This is a genomic window from Amycolatopsis sp. CFH S0740 (assembly GCF_004522315.1).
GTDB lineage: Bacteria > Actinomycetota > Actinomycetes > Mycobacteriales > Pseudonocardiaceae > Amycolatopsis > Amycolatopsis nivea.
Map to the genome: position 1 here is coordinate 78,944 of NZ_SDLS01000013.1, position 15,561 is coordinate 94,504.

Annotated in this window: 10 protein-coding genes and 2 tRNA genes; 7 read left to right on the forward strand and 5 right to left on the reverse strand. The window is 69.5% G+C overall.

All coding sequences use genetic code 11. The annotated features are described in order from the left end of the window. The first annotated feature begins 37 nt into the window (after positions 1–37). Positions 38–760 (forward strand): dienelactone hydrolase family protein, encoded by a 723-nt coding sequence (locus tag EIZ45_RS22435; RefSeq protein ID WP_134663089.1) that lies wholly within the window; start codon positions 38–40, stop codon positions 758–760. On the opposite strand, the gene EIZ45_RS22440 is transcribed toward EIZ45_RS22435, so the two are convergent. Then, the gene (locus EIZ45_RS22440) at positions 757–1,890 is read right to left on the reverse strand and encodes an ROK family transcriptional regulator (protein ID WP_134663090.1); all 1,134 of its coding nucleotides are present in this window, start codon (positions 1,888–1,890) and stop codon (positions 757–759) included. The genes EIZ45_RS22435 and EIZ45_RS22440 overlap by 4 nt on opposite strands. A 79-nt stretch (positions 1,891–1,969) precedes the next feature. Here EIZ45_RS22440 and xylA point away from each other — a divergent pair, with 79 nt between their 5' ends. Both xylA and aspS read left to right on the forward strand, forming a co-directional pair. Then, a complete protein-coding gene (xylA, locus tag EIZ45_RS22445) occupies positions 1,970–3,118 on the forward strand; it encodes a xylose isomerase (protein ID WP_134663091.1) in 1,149 nt (382 codons plus the stop codon). Positions 3,119–3,407: 289 nt separating this feature from the next. Continuing rightward, positions 3,408–4,652 carry an aspartate--tRNA(Asn) ligase gene (aspS, locus tag EIZ45_RS22450; RefSeq protein ID WP_134663092.1) on the forward strand — a complete coding sequence of 415 codons (1,245 nt, stop codon included), beginning with the start codon at positions 3,408–3,410 and terminating at the stop codon, positions 4,650–4,652. Positions 4,653–4,852: 200 nt separating this feature from the next. Here aspS and EIZ45_RS22455 read toward each other — a convergent pair whose 3' ends face one another. Beyond that, positions 4,853–5,305 carry a MarR family winged helix-turn-helix transcriptional regulator gene (locus EIZ45_RS22455; RefSeq protein WP_037813922.1) on the reverse strand — a complete coding sequence of 151 codons (453 nt, stop codon included), beginning with the start codon at positions 5,303–5,305 and terminating at the stop codon, positions 4,853–4,855. 249 nt (positions 5,306–5,554) lie between these two features. On the opposite strand from EIZ45_RS22455, the gene EIZ45_RS22460 reads away from it, so the two are divergent. Both EIZ45_RS22460 and EIZ45_RS46155 read left to right on the forward strand, forming a co-directional pair. Further along, positions 5,555–6,859 (forward strand): serine/threonine-protein kinase, encoded by a 1,305-nt coding sequence (locus EIZ45_RS22460; protein ID WP_134663093.1) that lies wholly within the window; start codon positions 5,555–5,557, stop codon positions 6,857–6,859. A gap of 96 nt (positions 6,860–6,955) precedes the next feature. Beyond that, positions 6,956–7,105, forward strand: a complete 150-nt coding sequence (locus tag EIZ45_RS46155) for a hypothetical protein (RefSeq protein ID WP_158691356.1) — start codon at positions 6,956–6,958, stop codon at positions 7,103–7,105. Between the two features lie 30 nt (positions 7,106–7,135). Here the strand turns inward: EIZ45_RS46155 and EIZ45_RS22465 are convergent, their stop codons facing one another. Further along, positions 7,136–8,647 (reverse strand): PP2C family protein-serine/threonine phosphatase, encoded by a 1,512-nt coding sequence (locus EIZ45_RS22465; RefSeq protein ID WP_043828263.1) that lies wholly within the window; start codon positions 8,645–8,647, stop codon positions 7,136–7,138. 242 nt (positions 8,648–8,889) lie between these two features. Between EIZ45_RS22465 and EIZ45_RS22470 the strand changes: the two genes are divergently transcribed. After that, positions 8,890–13,545 (forward strand): HAMP domain-containing protein, encoded by a 4,656-nt coding sequence (locus EIZ45_RS22470; protein ID WP_051729026.1) that lies wholly within the window; start codon positions 8,890–8,892, stop codon positions 13,543–13,545. Here EIZ45_RS22470 and EIZ45_RS22475 read toward each other — a convergent pair. Further along, positions 13,497–13,570: transfer RNA gene (locus tag EIZ45_RS22475), tRNA-Gly, on the reverse strand. The genes EIZ45_RS22470 and EIZ45_RS22475 overlap by 49 nt on opposite strands. Positions 13,571–13,695: 125 nt before the next feature. Between EIZ45_RS22475 and EIZ45_RS22480 the strand changes: the two genes are divergently transcribed. Next, a tRNA-Pro gene (locus EIZ45_RS22480) sits at positions 13,696–13,769 on the forward strand. Positions 13,770–14,748: 979 nt separating this feature from the next. Here EIZ45_RS22480 and EIZ45_RS22485 read toward each other — a convergent pair. Beyond that, entirely contained in the window at positions 14,749–15,177 is a 429-nt protein-coding gene (locus tag EIZ45_RS22485; protein WP_043828275.1) for a hypothetical protein, read from the reverse strand. Between the last annotated feature and the right edge of the window lie 384 nt (positions 15,178–15,561).

The following is a 15,561-nucleotide window of genomic DNA, read 5'->3' on the forward strand; positions in this document are numbered from 1 at the left end:
CCCCGCCGAACCCCGGCGCTCATTACGGTGGGTTCTCATGGAGACCGTCACGACGCGCACCGTCGAATACCCGGCCGACGGCCTCACCATGGTCGGGCGTCTCGCGCTTCCCGCCGGGACCGGCCCTCGGCCCGCGGTCCTGATCGGGCCGGAAGGCACCGGTCTCAACGACTTTCAGCGCGCACGGGCCGACGCGCTGGCCGAACTCGGTTACGTGGCCCTCGCGTTCGACATCCACGGCGGCCGCTGGTTCACCGATCCCGACGAGATGCTGGCGCGCTGCCTGCCGCTGCTCGACGACCCGGACCGGATGCGCGACATCGGCCGCGCGGCGCTCGACGTGCTGCTCGCCGAACCGCGGACCGACCCGGACCGGATCGCCGGGATCGGCTACGGCACCGGCGGCGCGATCGTGCTGGAGCTCGGCCGCGCGGGCGTCGGCCTGCGCGCGATCGGCACGATCAACGGACTGGTCACCGGCCGTCCGGGCGAGGCAGCGAACATCCGCTGCCCGGTGTGGGCGGGCGTCGGCTCGGAGGACCCGATCGTGCCTGCCGCGCAACGGGACGCGTTCGCCGCCGAGATGCAGGCGGCGGGCGTCGACTGGCGGCTCACCGTCTACGGCGGCGCCCAGCACGCGTTCCACCACCCGCCGATCGGCCCGGAGCAGCGGCTCCTCCCCGGCGTCGGCTATCACCCGGTGCAGGCCGAGCGAGCCTGGCGCGACGTCGTGACCCTGCTTGCCGACAACCTCGGCTAACGGGCGAGGAACGGCCCCGGATCAGCCAAAACGCCGTGGATGGTGCGGCCCGCCGCACCCAGCGTCGCGGCGGAATCGCCGAGTGCGGACGGGCTCAGCACCGGCACCGAACCGCGGAGGCCGGTCAACCGCGTTCGCAACACAGCCTCCGCAGCGGGAGCCAGCCAGGGAAACAGCGGCCCGAACACGCCGCCGAGCACCACGCGGTCCACATCCACGAGATTGACCGCCGACGCCAGCGCCAGCCCTAGAGCTTCCCCCGCCGCCGAGACGGCCGATAACGCCGCGTCGTCGCCCTCGGCCAAGGCGGCGGCGAGAGCGTCCACTGTGGACACTTCGGCCGCGGTGAGCATCGCTTCCTGCCCGGCGTAGGTTTCCAGACAGCCCGCCGCACCGCAGCGACAGGACGGGCCGGACGGGGAAACCAGCACGTGCCCCAGTTCGCCGCCGGTGCCGCGGAACAACCGCGAGTCCACGACGAGGCCCGCGCCGATGCCGATCTCGCCGGACACGTATAGGAAATCCGCCGCCCCGGCACCGAACCACAGCTCGCCAAGCGCACCGAGATTCGCCTCGTTGTCCACCGAAACCGGGACCGGCAGCTCCAGCTCGACCGGAACGTTCCGCCAGCCGAGGTTCGGCGCGCTCAGCACCACGCCGTCCCGCACCGGGCCGGACACCGCGAGCACCGCGCCGGCGACCGTCAAGCCCAGCCCGCGCGCCTCGGCCAACTCCGCGGAAGCCAGTTCCCGCACCGCCTTCAGCACAGTTTCCGCTGGCACGCCGCGGTTGTCCCGCTCGATGCGAACCGACCGGCGGACCGTGCCGGTCAAGTCCAGGACGCACGCGGCGAGATAGTCCACATTGGCCTCGAGCCCCAGCGAAGCCATCCGCGCGCCGCTCAGCGAAACCTCGACCCCGGGCCGGCCGCGCTCCCCCGCGCGCACGGCGGCGGTCTCGGACAGGAAGCCCGCGTCCAGCAGCGAGCCGACCAAAGTGGACACCGTCGACTTGGTCAGCCCGGTCAGCTCCGCCAGCGCGGCGCGGGTCAGCGGGCCGCCGCGGCTGATCTCGCCGAGCACCAGTTCGAGGTTCCGCGCCCGCATCGCGTCGTGCCGGACCGGTTCCATGCAGACCTCCGCTCTTGACGGCCGGGACGACCGTAGCGCAGTATTTAGTCTACAACGTGAACTAAATGAAGGGACGGGCATGGCCGACTACGCCCCCGCACCGGAGGACAAATTTTCGTTCGGACTGTGGACCGTCGGCTGGCCCGCGGCCGACCCGTTCGGCGTCGCCACGCGCCCGCCGCTCGACCCGGTCGAGAGCGTGCACCGGCTGGCCGAACTGGGCGCGTACGGCGTCACCTTCCACGACGACGACCTCCTCGCCACCGAACCGGACCGCGACACCGCGATCGCCAAGTTCAAGCGCGCGCTCGAGGAAACCGGCCTGCGCGTGCCGATGGCGACGACGAACCTGTTCAGCCATCCGGTCTTCAAGGACGGCGGCCTGACCAGCAACGACCGCGACATCCGGCGGTACGCGCTGACCAAGGTCCGGCGCAATCTCGACCTCGCCGCCGAACTCGGCGCGCAGACCTACGTGCTTTGGGGCGGCCGCGAAGGCGCGGAATCCGATGCGGCGAAAGACGTCCGCGCCGCGCTCGCCCGGTACAAGGAGGGGCTCGACGTCCTCGCCGACTACGCCGTTTCGCAAGGCTACGACCTGCGGTTCGCGCTGGAGCCGAAGCCGAACGAACCGCGCGGCGACATCCTCCTGCCGACGATCGGCCACGCGCTCGGGTTCATCTCGCAACTGGAGCGGCCCGAGCTGTTCGGGCTGAACCCGGAGGTCGGCCACGAGCAGATGGCCGGGCTGAACTTCGTGCACGGCATCGCGCAGGCGCTGTGGCAGGGCAAGCTGTTCCACCTCGACCTCAACGGCCAGCACGGCCCGAAGTACGACCAGGACCTGATCTTCGGGCACGGCGATCTCGCCAGCGCGTTCTTCCTCGTCGACCTCCTGGAGCACGGCGGCTACGACGGCCCGCGGCACTTCGACTACAAACCGCTGCGCACCGAGGATCCCGAGGACGTCTGGGTTTCCGCGGCGGCGAACATGCGCACTTACCTGATCCTGCGCGAGAAAGCCCGTGCGTTCCGCGCCGATCCGGAGGTCGCCGAAGCGCTCGCCGCGTCGCGGGTGCCGGAGCTGGCGACGCCGACGCTGTCCGAGGGCGAAACCCTGGACGATCTGGCCGCCGACGAGTTCGACGTCGAAGCGGCCGGCCGCCGCGGCTACCACTTCACCCGGCTCAACCAACTGGCGTTGGAGCACCTGCTGGGCGTGCGGTAAATCAGGCGACACGGGCGGTGGCGGTGTTTTACCGTTGCGGGCAACACGTTGACGGAGACGAGTAGCGCAGGGCACCGCGAGGGACAGAGAGCTGCCGCCGGTGAGAAGGCAGCGTCGCGGCCCTGCGCGAAGACACTCCTGAGTGCGGGGAGGAAATGCCCCGCCGGCCCGGCCGCCGTCACCCGGCCAGAACGAGGCCGCCCACTCGGCGGCGAAGGTGCGGTGGCACCGCGAGTGTCCCTTCTCGCCCGCACCCCCAAGGGGTCGCCGAGTGCGCTCAGGAGAAGGAATGAGTACCCGCACCCCGGTGGCCTGCCTGCGTGACCGCGTGGGCTCCACCGTGACGATCGCCGGCTGGGTGCACCGCCGGCGCGTGCTGAAATCCGTGGCGTTCCTGGTCGTCCGCGACCGGTCCGGCACCGCGCAGGCGGTGTTCGCCGAGCCGCCGGAGGTCGCCGAGGAGACCGTCGTGCGGCTCACCGGGCAGGTGGTCGCCAATCCGCAGGCACCGCAAGGAATCGAACTGCGGGAACCGGTTTTAGAAGTGCTGTCCGCGCCGGAAAAGCGGCCGCCGTTCGATCTCTATCGGCCCGAAGTGGCCGCCGGTTTGCCGGTGGTGCTGGACAATGCCGCGGTCGCGTTGCGGCATCCGGTGCTGCGGCGGCGATTCGAGGTGGCCGCGGCCAGTGTCGCGGCGTTCCGCCGGGCGTTGGACAGGCAGGGATTCACTGAGATTCATACGCCGAAGATCGTCGCCACCGCGACGGAATCCGGGGCGAATGTGTTCCAGCTCGACTACTTCGGCCGTCCCGCTTACCTCGCGCAGTCGCCGCAGTTCTTCAAGCAGGCCATGGTCGGCGTGTTCGAGCGGGTGTACGAGGTGGGGCCGGTTTTCCGGGCCGAACCGCATGACACCGCACGACATCTGGCCCAGTACACGAGTCTCGACGCGGAACTGGGCTTCATCGCCGACCACCGCGACGTCATGGCCATGCTGCGCGACGTCGTAGCGGAGATGGCCGCCGCGGCCGGACCGGACGCGCCGACGGTGCCGGACGAGATCCCGTCGATCGATTTCGCCGCGGCGCAAGAACTTCTGGCCCGGAACACCGGCGAGGACCCGCGCGGCGAACCGGACCTCGCGCCCGCACACGAACGCTGGCTGTGCGCATGGGCCGAGCGGGAACACGGGTCGGAATTCCTGTTCGTGACCGGATACCCGATGGCGAAACGGCCGTTCTACACCCATCCGGACCCGGCGGACCCGGCCCGGTCGAACAGTTTCGACCTGCTTTTCCGCGGCCTGGAACTGGTGACCGGCGGCCAGCGGCTGCACCGGCACGCGGACTACCTCGCCGTGCTCGGCGAGGCGGCCGGGCAGTACTCGGACTATCTCGACGCGTTCGCATACGGCATGCCGCCGCACGGCGGGTTCGCGATCGGGCTGGAGCGCTGGGTCGCGCGCGTGCTGGGCGTGGCGAACGTGCGCGGGGCGACGCTCTTCCCCCGGGACCTGCACCGCCTGCGGCCCTGATCTCCTGGCCTGGTACGCGGGGTGCGCGGTCCGTGAGGGCCACCCTGAGGGAATCAGATTCCGTCAGGGTTCCCCTCACGACATCAGCACCAGTTCAACCGCGCTCCTGGACCGAGGGCAGCTTCACGCATCGCGTACGCGGAGAGTTTCGCTCTTCCGGTGGCTGGCGAGCGCGTGTCTGCGAGGGTCGTGAAGGAACGTCACTGAGCAGCGAAGGTGAGCGACCCCAGCGCGGTGACCAAGGGCGCCAGCTCCGGTAGCTCCTCCGCCTCGGCGAGCGCGGCGGAAAGCGCCGTGTCGTGCGTCGGGCGGGCGGCGGCCAGCAGCTTCTGCCCGGACGGCGTGACCTCGGTGTAGATGCCGCGCCGGTCGTCCTGGCACAGGTAGCGCGACAGCAGGCCCCGCTCCTCCAGCCGGGTGACCAGCCGGGTCGTCGCCGACTGGCTCAGCACCACCGCGTTGGCCAGCTGGCTCATCCGCAGGTGGAAGCCGTCCTGGCGGCCGAGCACGTCGAGCACCGTGTACTCGCTCACCGACAGCTCGTGCTCGCTTTCCAGCGCGCGGTTCAGCCGGTCTTCGATCCGCGCGTGCAGCGCCGCCAGCGTCCGCCAGCCTTGCGCGCGCGCCTCGACGGCGTCGTCCGACACCGACATGGTGCACCTCCTCCAGACGGCCCCGGTTGCGGGCGGCCGCGGGCCCCGAGCAGCATCGGCGCAGGTCAATGTGATTGCAAGTATTGCGCGCGCCGGTAGTACTCAGCTGCCACTGTACTCGCGAAACGCCGGGAGGTCCGCCCCGGCGGCGTGACCTCGTGCGCCCTCCCCCGGACCGCGGCTCAGCTTTTGTCCTCGCCCGGCGGCGAGTAAGTTGTCCCCGCTACCCGGGGGAAAGGCGAGCGGCACATGACCGGCACCGGCGATTCGGACGCGGGCACGACCGCGAGACGGTTCGCGCTGGGCCGGTACGGGCCCGCTCCGCTGGTCCTGGCCGGCCGGTACGAGGTGGGCGAGCGGATCGGCGAAGGCGCGACCGCGAGTGTGCACCGAGGCGAGGACCGCGAAACCGGAGCCGAGGTCGCGGTGAAGCTGTTCCACGCCGGAGCGGTCGAACTGGGCCGCAACCGCCGGGACCAGGAGATCGCGGCGCTGCGCGCGGTGCGGCATCCGGGATTGGTCGGGTTCGTCGACGCCGGGGTCGACGAGGGGCACGCGTACCTCGTCATGGACTGCGTGGACGGGCCCAACCTGTCCGAACGGCTGCGCTCCGGACCGCTGCCCGCCGACCGGGTCGTCGAACTGGGCGCGCAGCTGGCCGAGGCGCTCGCCCACGTCCACGCGCACGAGGTGACCCACCGCGACCTCAAACCCGCCAACATCCTCATGTCCGAGGACGGCCCGCGGATCGCCGACTTCGGCGTCGCGCGCATCGTGGACGCGACCCGCGTGACCGACACCGGCGCGGTCGTCGGGACGGCGGCGTACCTCTCGCCGGAGCAGGTGCTCGGCGAGCACCCCGGCCCGGCTTCGGACGTGTACGCGCTCGGGCTCGTCCTCCTGGAATGCCTCACCGGCGTCCGCGAATACCCGGGCACGGCGGCGGAAACCGCGGTGGTGCGGCTGCATCGGTCGCCGCGGGTGCCGCCGGGCACGCCGGAACCGCTGGCGAGGACTCTGCGCGCGATGACCATGCGCGATCCGGAAGAAAGGCCCTCCGCGACCGCCGTGGCGCGTGCGTTGCGCGGCACGGAAACGTTGCGGCTTCCGATCAAAACCCGGCTGGCGGTCTTCTGCCGCCGCCACCGGGTCTCGCGGCGGCGCGCGGTGCTCGCGGCGGGCCTGCCGGTCGTGCTGGTCGCGGCGGGAACGCTGCTGCTCGCCGCTCCGCTCCGCCCCGCCACCGGGTCCGCGCCAGGCCTCGAACCGGCTCCGATTCCGGCTTCTCCGCCCTCTTCCGCTCCGTCCGATTCACCGGACTCGGCTCCCCGGCACTCGCCGTCCGCGCCGCCGGTCCGTTCGACGAACGCGGCGACGCCCGCGCAGACCACGACTGTTCCGCCCGGCACGACGGCCCAGACCACGCCGGCATCGGAAAGCCAGGCCAGCCAAACGAGTCAGCCGGACCGGACCCCGCCGAAAACCCCGCCAGGACAGACGAAGCGCCCCCGGAGCACCGTCACCGGACCGCCGAGCGACAAGATTCCACATTAGACAGACCGGACCACCCGGTCGGCTGACGCGGCGCAATTCGGTGGCGAAGTCCGTCCCGGCGCGCGATCCTGGTGGCGAGCCGGGGAGGTGGAACCGATGACCGCACACTCGCGCCGGTTCGGACGGCAGTGCCGCGAACACTTCGAGCGCCCGGAGCCCGCCCGCACGGCCGAGCCGAAACCGGACGCCGAGGCAGTTCCGGAAGCGGAGCGAGCGCCGGAGCCGGAGACCCAGCCCGGGAAGTAGCTTTCCGGTGCCGGGCAAGGAAAACGGTGCTTACTCCGCTCGCGGCGCGGCCTCGATCGCCAGCACCGCGATGTCGTCGTGGCCGGAATTCCCGAGCCAGGCCCGCACTGCCTCGCGCAACCGGCGCACGACCTCGCGCGCCGGTTGCCCGACGCAGTCCTCCAGCACCGTGTAGAGCCGTTCGTCGCCGAACAGTTCGGTGGATTCCGTGCGGTTGCGGGCTTCGGTCACGCCGTCGGTGTAGAGCAGGCAGACGTCGCCCTCGTCCAGGTGCGTCGTCGCCTCGGCGAAGCGGGCCTGCGGCGACACGCCGACGAGCGTGCCGGGCACGCTGATCTCCTCGACCCCTCCCCCGCGCCGCAGCACGAGCGGGGCGGGATGGCCGCCGGAGGCAAGGGTGACGTCGAGCCCGGACTCGGCGGCCGCGACCGAGCCGAGCACGAGCGTCGCGAACCGGTTGCTGCCGCCGGAGATGAGGAGTTCGTTGAGCAGCCGCAGCATCGTCCGGCCGTCGCGTTCGACCAGATGCAGCGCGGCCAGCGAATGCCGCACCCGGCCGGTCAGCGCGGCCGCCTCGGCGCCTTTGCCGCAGATGTCGCCGACCACCAGGAACGCGCTGCCGTCGTCGCGGGAAAGAACGTCGTAGAAATCGCCGCCGACGCCCAGCACCCCGCCCGCGGGTTCGTACCACAGCTCGAAATTCGCGCCCTCGACCTGCGCGGGCGGCGTCGGCAGCAACGTCGATTCGAGCCCGCGCGTGGCTTCCTCCTGGCGGGCATAGCGCTGCGCGTTGGCCAGCGCCGTGCCGGCCGCGTCCGCGAACGCCTCGACGGCTTCTCCTTGCGCCAGGCCGAACGCGGGCTCGCCGCGCCTGCCGAGCAGCACCGCGCCCGCCATGCCGGAGCCGAACGAGACCACCGACACCTCAAGGTGCCCCTCGAACGGCTCGGCGACCGCGGCCGGAAGCGCCGCCACTTCAGTCGCCGGGACCGCGCGGACCTCGGGCCGGGCGACTTCCGTGATCGCATCGGACACGACCGGCGCGAGCTGGGCCGGCACCCGCCGGATCCGGCCGTGGCCCGCCGCGCCGTGCTCGGTGCAGCTCCACCATTCCCAGCGGCCGCGGGTCGTCGGCAGGAGCACGAAGGCGCAATCGCCCAACGCGGACGCCGCCAGCTCGGCGATCACCCGCGCCGTGCCGTGCCGTCCGCGCGCGAGCGCCAGTTTCGGACCGGCCTCGGCGAGGAACTCTTCCGGACGGCGGCGGCCGTCGTCGACCACGGTCCAGGCGCGCCAGCCGCCGGGCAGCGCGCGGACCTTGGCCGGGCGGTGGCCGACCTTGCCGGTGGTCTCGGTCACGCTGACGAGTTCGGCCGGGCCGAGCCGCTGCGCGGACGCGTTGGCCCAGCGCAGGGCGCCTTCCGGATCCTGGAGATACACCGGCTCCCGGACGTCGTCGAGCACCGAGCGCCAGAAACCGGCGTGCCCGGGCAGCTCGGCGCCGGGTGGCAGGGCCGACGCCGGAGCGGGCCGTGACACCATGCACGAACCTCCTGCCTCCGGGTCGACCTGACGGTCCTGGTCCTTCCAGGTTGGCACAGTGTGCGCGGGCGGACTGGGTCGAAGTGTAGGGCGAACCGTGGCAGGCTGGGTCGACGACCATGGCTGGCACACGCGTGGTGGGAAGGTCGGCAGAGATGACAGAGACTCCCCAGGCTTCCGGGAGCCCCCGGAACTCCGGGGCCCCTGACCCGGATTCCGTCCCGGCGAACGAGGTCGCGGCACTGGAGCGGCTGCTCGCCGCGGTCCACGACCTCGGGGACGGCAACTTCCGGCGGCGGTTCGTGGCGCACGGCGACGGGATCACCGCCCGGCTCGCGTCGGCGTTCAACGACATCGCCGAGCGCAACCAGCGGCTCGTGACGGAACTCATGCGCGTGCGCGGCGAGGTGGGCCAGGAGGGCAAGCTCACCGAACGCGTGCGCACCGAGATCGGCCCCGGCGGCTGGGCCACCGCGGTCGACACGGTCAACGGGCTGATCGAGGACGTCAGCCGCCCGGTCGTGGAGCTGGACCGGGTGCTGGGCGCGGTCGCCGAGGGCGATCTGTCGCAGCCGATGGCGCTGCAGCTGGACGGCCGTCCGCTGCGCGGGCAGTACGCCGAGCTGGCGAAGACCGTGAACGGCCTCAACGCGCAGCTGTCGCGGTTCGCCGCCGAGGTGATCCGGCTGTCCCGGGAGATCGCCGGAGAGGGCCGCCTCGGCGGTCAGGCGGAGGTCCCCGGCGTGGCCGGGACGTGGCGCGACCTCACCGACTCGGTCAACTTCCTCGCCGACAACCTCACCGAGCAGGTCCGGAACATCGCCTCGGTCACCACCGCGGTGGCCCGCGGCGACCTGACGCAGAAGATCAACGTCGACGCCCGGGGCGAGATCCTCGAGCTCAAGAACACCATCAACACGATGGTCGACCAGCTCTCGTCCTTCGCCGACGAGGTCACCCGGGTGTCGCGCGAAGTCGGTTCCGAAGGCCGCCTGGGCGGCCAGGCGCGCGTGCCGGGCGTGGCGGGCACCTGGCGCGACCTCACCGACTCGGTGAACCTGATGGCGGACAACCTGACCGACCAGGTCCGCAACATCTCGCAGGTCGCCACGGCGGTCGCGGCGGGCGATCTGACGAAGAAGATCGACGTCGACGCCCGGGGCGAGATCCTGCAGCTGAAGACGACGCTGAACACGATGGTCGACCAGCTCTCGTCCTTCGCCGACGAGGTCACCCGAGTGGCCCGCGAGGTCGGCTCCGAAGGCCGCCTCGGCGGTCAGGCGGAGGTCCCCGGCGCGGCCGGCACGTGGCGCGGCCTGACCGACTCGGTCAACCAGATGGCCGACAACCTGACCGACCAGGTCCGCAACATCTCGCACGTGACCACCGCGGTCGCGAAGGGCGACCTGACGCAGAAGATCACCGTGGACGCGCGGGGCGAGATCCTCGAGCTCAAGACCACGATGAACACGATGGTCGACCAGCTCTCGTCCTTCGCCGACGAAGTCACCCGAGTCGCCCGCGAGGTCGGCACCGAAGGGCAGCTGGGCGGCCAGGCCACCGTGCCCGGGGTCGCCGGCATCTGGCGCGACCTCACCGGCTCGGTGAACTTCATGGCGAACAACCTCACCGCGCAGGTCCGGAACATCGCGCAGGTCGCGACTGCGGTCGCGCGGGGCGACCTGACGAAGAAGATCGCGGTCGACGCACGCGGCGAGATCCTCGAGCTGAAGACGACGCTGAACACGATGGTCGACCAGCTCTCGTCCTTCGCCGACGAGGTCACCCGGGTGTCGCGAGAGGTTGGCACAGAAGGAAAACTGGGCGGTCAGGCGACCGTGCCGGGCGTGGCGGGGACCTGGAAGGACCTCACCGACAACGTCAACTTCATGGCCAACAACCTCACCGACCAGGTGCGGAACATCTCCCAGGTCACCTCGGCCGTGGCCCGCGGCGATCTGACGCAGAAGATCACCGTCGACGCGCGCGGCGAGATCCTGGAGCTCAAGAACATCCTGAACACGATGGTCGACCAGCTGTCCGCCTTCGCGGACGAGGTCACCCGGGTCGCCCGCGAGGTCGGCACCGAGGGACGGCTGGGCGGCCAGGCGCGCGTTCCGGGCGTCGCGGGGATCTGGAAAGACCTCACCGACAACGTGAACGTCATGGCCGACAACCTGACCGTGCAGGTCCGGAGCATCGCCACGATGGCGAGCGCGGTGGCGAACGGCGATCTGTCGAAGAAGATCTCCATCGACGCGGCGGGCGAGGTCGCGGCACTGGCCGGGACGCTGAACGACATGGTCGAGACGCTGCGCGCGTTCGCCGACGAGGTGACGCGGGTTGCCCGCGAGGTCGGCACGGAAGGCATCCTCGGCGGTCAAGCGCGGGTGCCCGGCGTGGCCGGGACGTGGAAGGACCTGACCGAGAACGTCAACTTCATGGCGCACAACCTGACCAGTCAGGTGCGGAACATCTCGCAGGTCACGACGGCGGTCGCGCGCGGCGACCTGTCGCGCAAGATCGACGTCGACGCCCGGGGCGAGATCCTCGAGCTCAAGACCACGATGAACACGATGGTCGACCAGCTGTCCGCGTTCGCCGCGGAGGTCACCCGGGTCGCCCGGGAGGTCGGCACCGAGGGCAAGCTGGGCGGTCAGGCCGAGGTCGAAGGCGTGTCCGGCACCTGGAAGCGGCTGACCGAGAGCGTGAACCAGCTGGCGGGCAACCTGACCACGCAGGTCCGCGCGATCGGCCAGGTCGCGACGGCGGTGACCGCGGGCGATCTGACGCGGCACATCACCGTGGACGCGTCCGGCGAGCTGGCGGACCTCAAGGACAACATCAACCAGATGATCGCGAACCTCAAGGAGACCACCTCCGCGAACCGCGAACAGGACTGGCTGAAGACGAACCTGGCGCGGCTGTCCGGGCGGATGCAGGGCCACCGCGACCTCGCGTCGGTGGCGACGCTGATCCTGTCGGAGCTGGCCCCGCTGGTGAGCGCGCAGCAGGGCGCGTTCTTCATCGCGCACGACGACGAGGACGCCGGCGACCCGGACAAGCTGCTCGACTGCATCGCCGCCTACGGCCTCGCCCAGGCGCGCACCGGCCTGCGCTTCCGGCTCGGCGAATCGCTGATCGGCCAGGCCGCGGTGGACCGGCGGACGATACTGGTCAACGGCGCTCCCCCGGAGTACGCGCTGGTGTCGTCCGGGCTCGGCTCGGCCCCGCCGGTCAACGTGATCGTGCTGCCGGTGCTGTTCCAGGGCGAGGTGCTCGGCGTGCTGGAACTGGCGTCGGTCAACGAGTTCTCCGCGGTGCACCTGGACCTGCTGGAGCAGCTGCGGCACACGATCGGCGTCAACGTGAACACGATCCTGTCGAACTCGCGCACGGAAGCGCTGCTGACCGAATCGCAGCGGCTGGCCCAGGAACTGCGCGCGCGGTCCGAGCAGCTGCAGGCCCAGCAGGGCGAACTGCGCCGGTCGAACACCGAACTGGCCGAGAAGGCGGCGCTGCTGGCCCAGCAGAACCGCGACATCGAGGTCAAGAACATCGAGATCGAACAGGCCCGCCAGGAGCTCGAGGAACGGGCCGGGCAGCTGACGGTCGCGTCGCAGTACAAGAACGAATTCATGGCGAACATGTCGCACGAGCTGCGAACTCCGCTCAACAGCGCGCTGATCCTGGCGAAACTGCTGTCGGAGAACCCGGAGGGCAACCTCACGGAGAAGCAGATCCAGTTCGCGAAGACGATCTGGGCGGCGGGTTCCGACCTGCAGCAGCTGATCAACGACATCCTGGACCTGGCGAAGGTCGAGGCCGGGAAGCTGGACCTGCAGATGTCCGACGTGACGCTGCCGGAGCTGGTGAACTACGTCGAATCGCTGTGCCGCCCGCTGACCGCGGACAAGGGCCTGGAGTTCGCCGTCATGATCGACCCGCCGGTGCCGGGCAGCGTCCACACCGACGAACACCGCCTCCAGCAGGTGCTCCGGAACCTCCTGTCGAACGCCGCGAAATTCACCGACGAGGGCGGCGTACGCCTGCACATCCGGATGGCAGACCCCGAGGAAGTCGAACAGGAATCGCTGCGCTCGGCGGCCGGGATCATCGCGTTCGGCGTCGAGGACACCGGCATCGGCATCCCCGAGGAGAAGCTGGAAGTCATCTTCGACGCCTTCCGCCAGGCGGACGGCACGACGAGCCGCAAGTACGGCGGCACCGGCCTTGGCCTGTCGATCAGTCAGCAGCTGACCGAGCTGTTGAGCGGCGAACTGCGCGTCAGCAGCGTCCCCGGCAAGGGCAGCACCTTCACGCTGTACCTGCCGGTCGGCGCCGCGAACCTGATCGCCCCGACGACCCCCGTGCGCCCGACCCCGAAGCTGCCGGTCCTGCCGAGCACCATCACCGTGGCCGAACCGAACAGCGCCCCGAAACGCTTCAACGGCGAAAAGGTCCTCATCGTCGACGACGACCTGCGCAACGTCTTCGCCCTCGCAGCGGTCCTGGAACAAGCGGGCCTGGAAGTCATCTACGCCGACACCGGCGTGGCCGGAATCCGGGCGCTGGAACGCCACGAGGACACCGCGTTGGTGCTGATGGACGTGATGATGCCGGAACTGGACGGCAACGCCACCATCGCAGCCATCCGAGCCGAAGCGGCCCACGAAGACCTGCCGGTGATCGCCGTCACAGCGAAGGCAACGGAGGAAGACCGCGAACGCACGCTGGCTTCGGGCGCGGACGACTACATCACGAAGCCGGTGGACACTGACCTGCTGCTGGACGTGATCGCCGCCCGCCTGGAGGCGGACGCGGCGTCGTCCTCGAACTCGGAAGTGCTTGGAGCGGGTGACGGGAATCGAACCCGCGTAGCTAGTTTGGAAGACTAGGGCTCTACCATTGAGCTACACCCGCAGCGCCCTCGGTGACCCGGGAGCGAAGCAAGCTTAGCGTGCCCGCTAGGGTGGGTCGTACACCCCCCGGGTACCTGGGATCCGGAGGCCTTCATGAGGCTCCCGGACCACGGGCTTCGGGGGTGCCGGGATGTGGCGCAGCTTGGTAGCGCATCCGCTTTGGGAGCGGAGGGTCGCAGGTTCAAATCCTGTCATCCCGACCGAGAGGGGCTGGACCTGCGGGTTCAGCCCCTTTTTCGTGCCGTCCGACGCGGCGCGGGAGCTAGCACAGCGCTCAGTGACACTCCTATTTGAGGATTCTTACCTGCGCACCGGAGCCCTCACTCTCGCTCCGCCGGCCTGGCAGGCGTTGTCAATGAGTGGGCTATGTCACTCGAGGCAGAGAACAAGAGCCCGCACGATCCGCGGCTACTGCGACTCCGTGCGCTTCTTCCACATCTGGCTCGCCGATCCGGTCGCACCGCCGGAGGCCGACGACCCCGACGCGTGGCTCGCGTCCTTTCCGCCGGAGCCGAACGAACCCGAGGACTACGAGCCGAAACCACGTCAAGCGGTGGATCGCCTATCGCCTTCTCCACAACCAGTCTGGCAACGCGAACGACTACCTGGCGTTGAGCGAGTGGTTCAACTGGCTTGCGGAGAGGAGGAAAGGGCGGCAAATGGCGCACCCGCCCCTTCAGCGCCGCGACCGGCAATGCCCGCGCGCACCACTTCTACACCGACAGCACCACCAGACTGCGGCTCAGAGACGGCCGCCGCAGCACGCCGCTCTCGCCGAGCGGCATCAAGGTCATGCTCCTCCGACGAGGCAACGACGCCGACTGCGTCGTTGCCTCGCTAGGTCTCTCGGTAATGCATCCCTTAACCCGGATGCATCACCGGTTTTCTCCAGAAGCGAGCGCGGACCTAGCTACGAGAATCAGTCAGCCCTCGTTCGCGCACGGGCCAAGCCATTGCCCTACGCACCTTTCCGATCATGGACTGACCGTCGTAGCACTCAGCTCACAACAGTCATGCCGTGGACCACGGCTGATTCCGCTACACACTGCCGACCTGCAAGTACGTCCAGTTCGAGCTGCCGAAATACGTAAAACAACTCAACTAGGTACGCCCCACCCAGCCGAATTCAGGTCATTCCATCATGGTTTTACTATCCGAGCAACCCCGAAAACAGGAAGCTCAGCGCTTATCCCACAATGCCAGGAAGCTCTCGAGGATCTCTTTACCGCCCGCCAAATCATCGCTGACGCCAAGAGAAGCTTCGCCGGAATCGAAGATCCGGAACATCACCAGGCAACGCGAGAAATCGTCGCGATCCAGCTCCTCCTTGACATAGTCTTCTTCGGAACGGGTGGCGACCAGCAACATGTCAATCGACTGTCTTATCGCCGCCGCCAGGCGAACGACGTCAGGCCAGGTGATTCCGGGCCGCACGGGCTGCGATGACGCGCATTCACCGAAGAGCTCTTCGATCACCGAATCAGCCAGCCCCAGCGCTTCGACCTCCAGCACCCACCAACACCAGTCATTGTCCGGAATCAGCGGAACAATATCACGCAAATCCGGATAACCGTCTTCCGGAAGCTCCTTCTCAACTATTTCCATCACGGATACTCCAAAGGTGTCGCCTTCTTCGACCGTGACATCGAACCGCCGGTCGAATTGGGCTCGTAGTTGTGCTGATGAGGATTCGGGTGATTCTGCGGCCTGCCATGGTCCGTGAAGTCATCGCGGCAGGTCGGACGCAGTCGGAGCGGCTACCCCAAACCGCAACGGCCTGATTTCGCGCTTGGTCGCGGCAGCCATGGCGACGCCCTCTCTGCCCAGCCCAGTCGCCTGCCGAATACTCAGTTCGTCCACGGACGACCCGCGGCCGTTTCGACTATGCACCCGACGAGGTCCACGCCGCAAATTCGCTCAGCGTGCGCTGCAGATCATCTCGCGAGCCGATTTCCCTGTGGTCATCTCGATCTATATCTTGAAGAATATCCG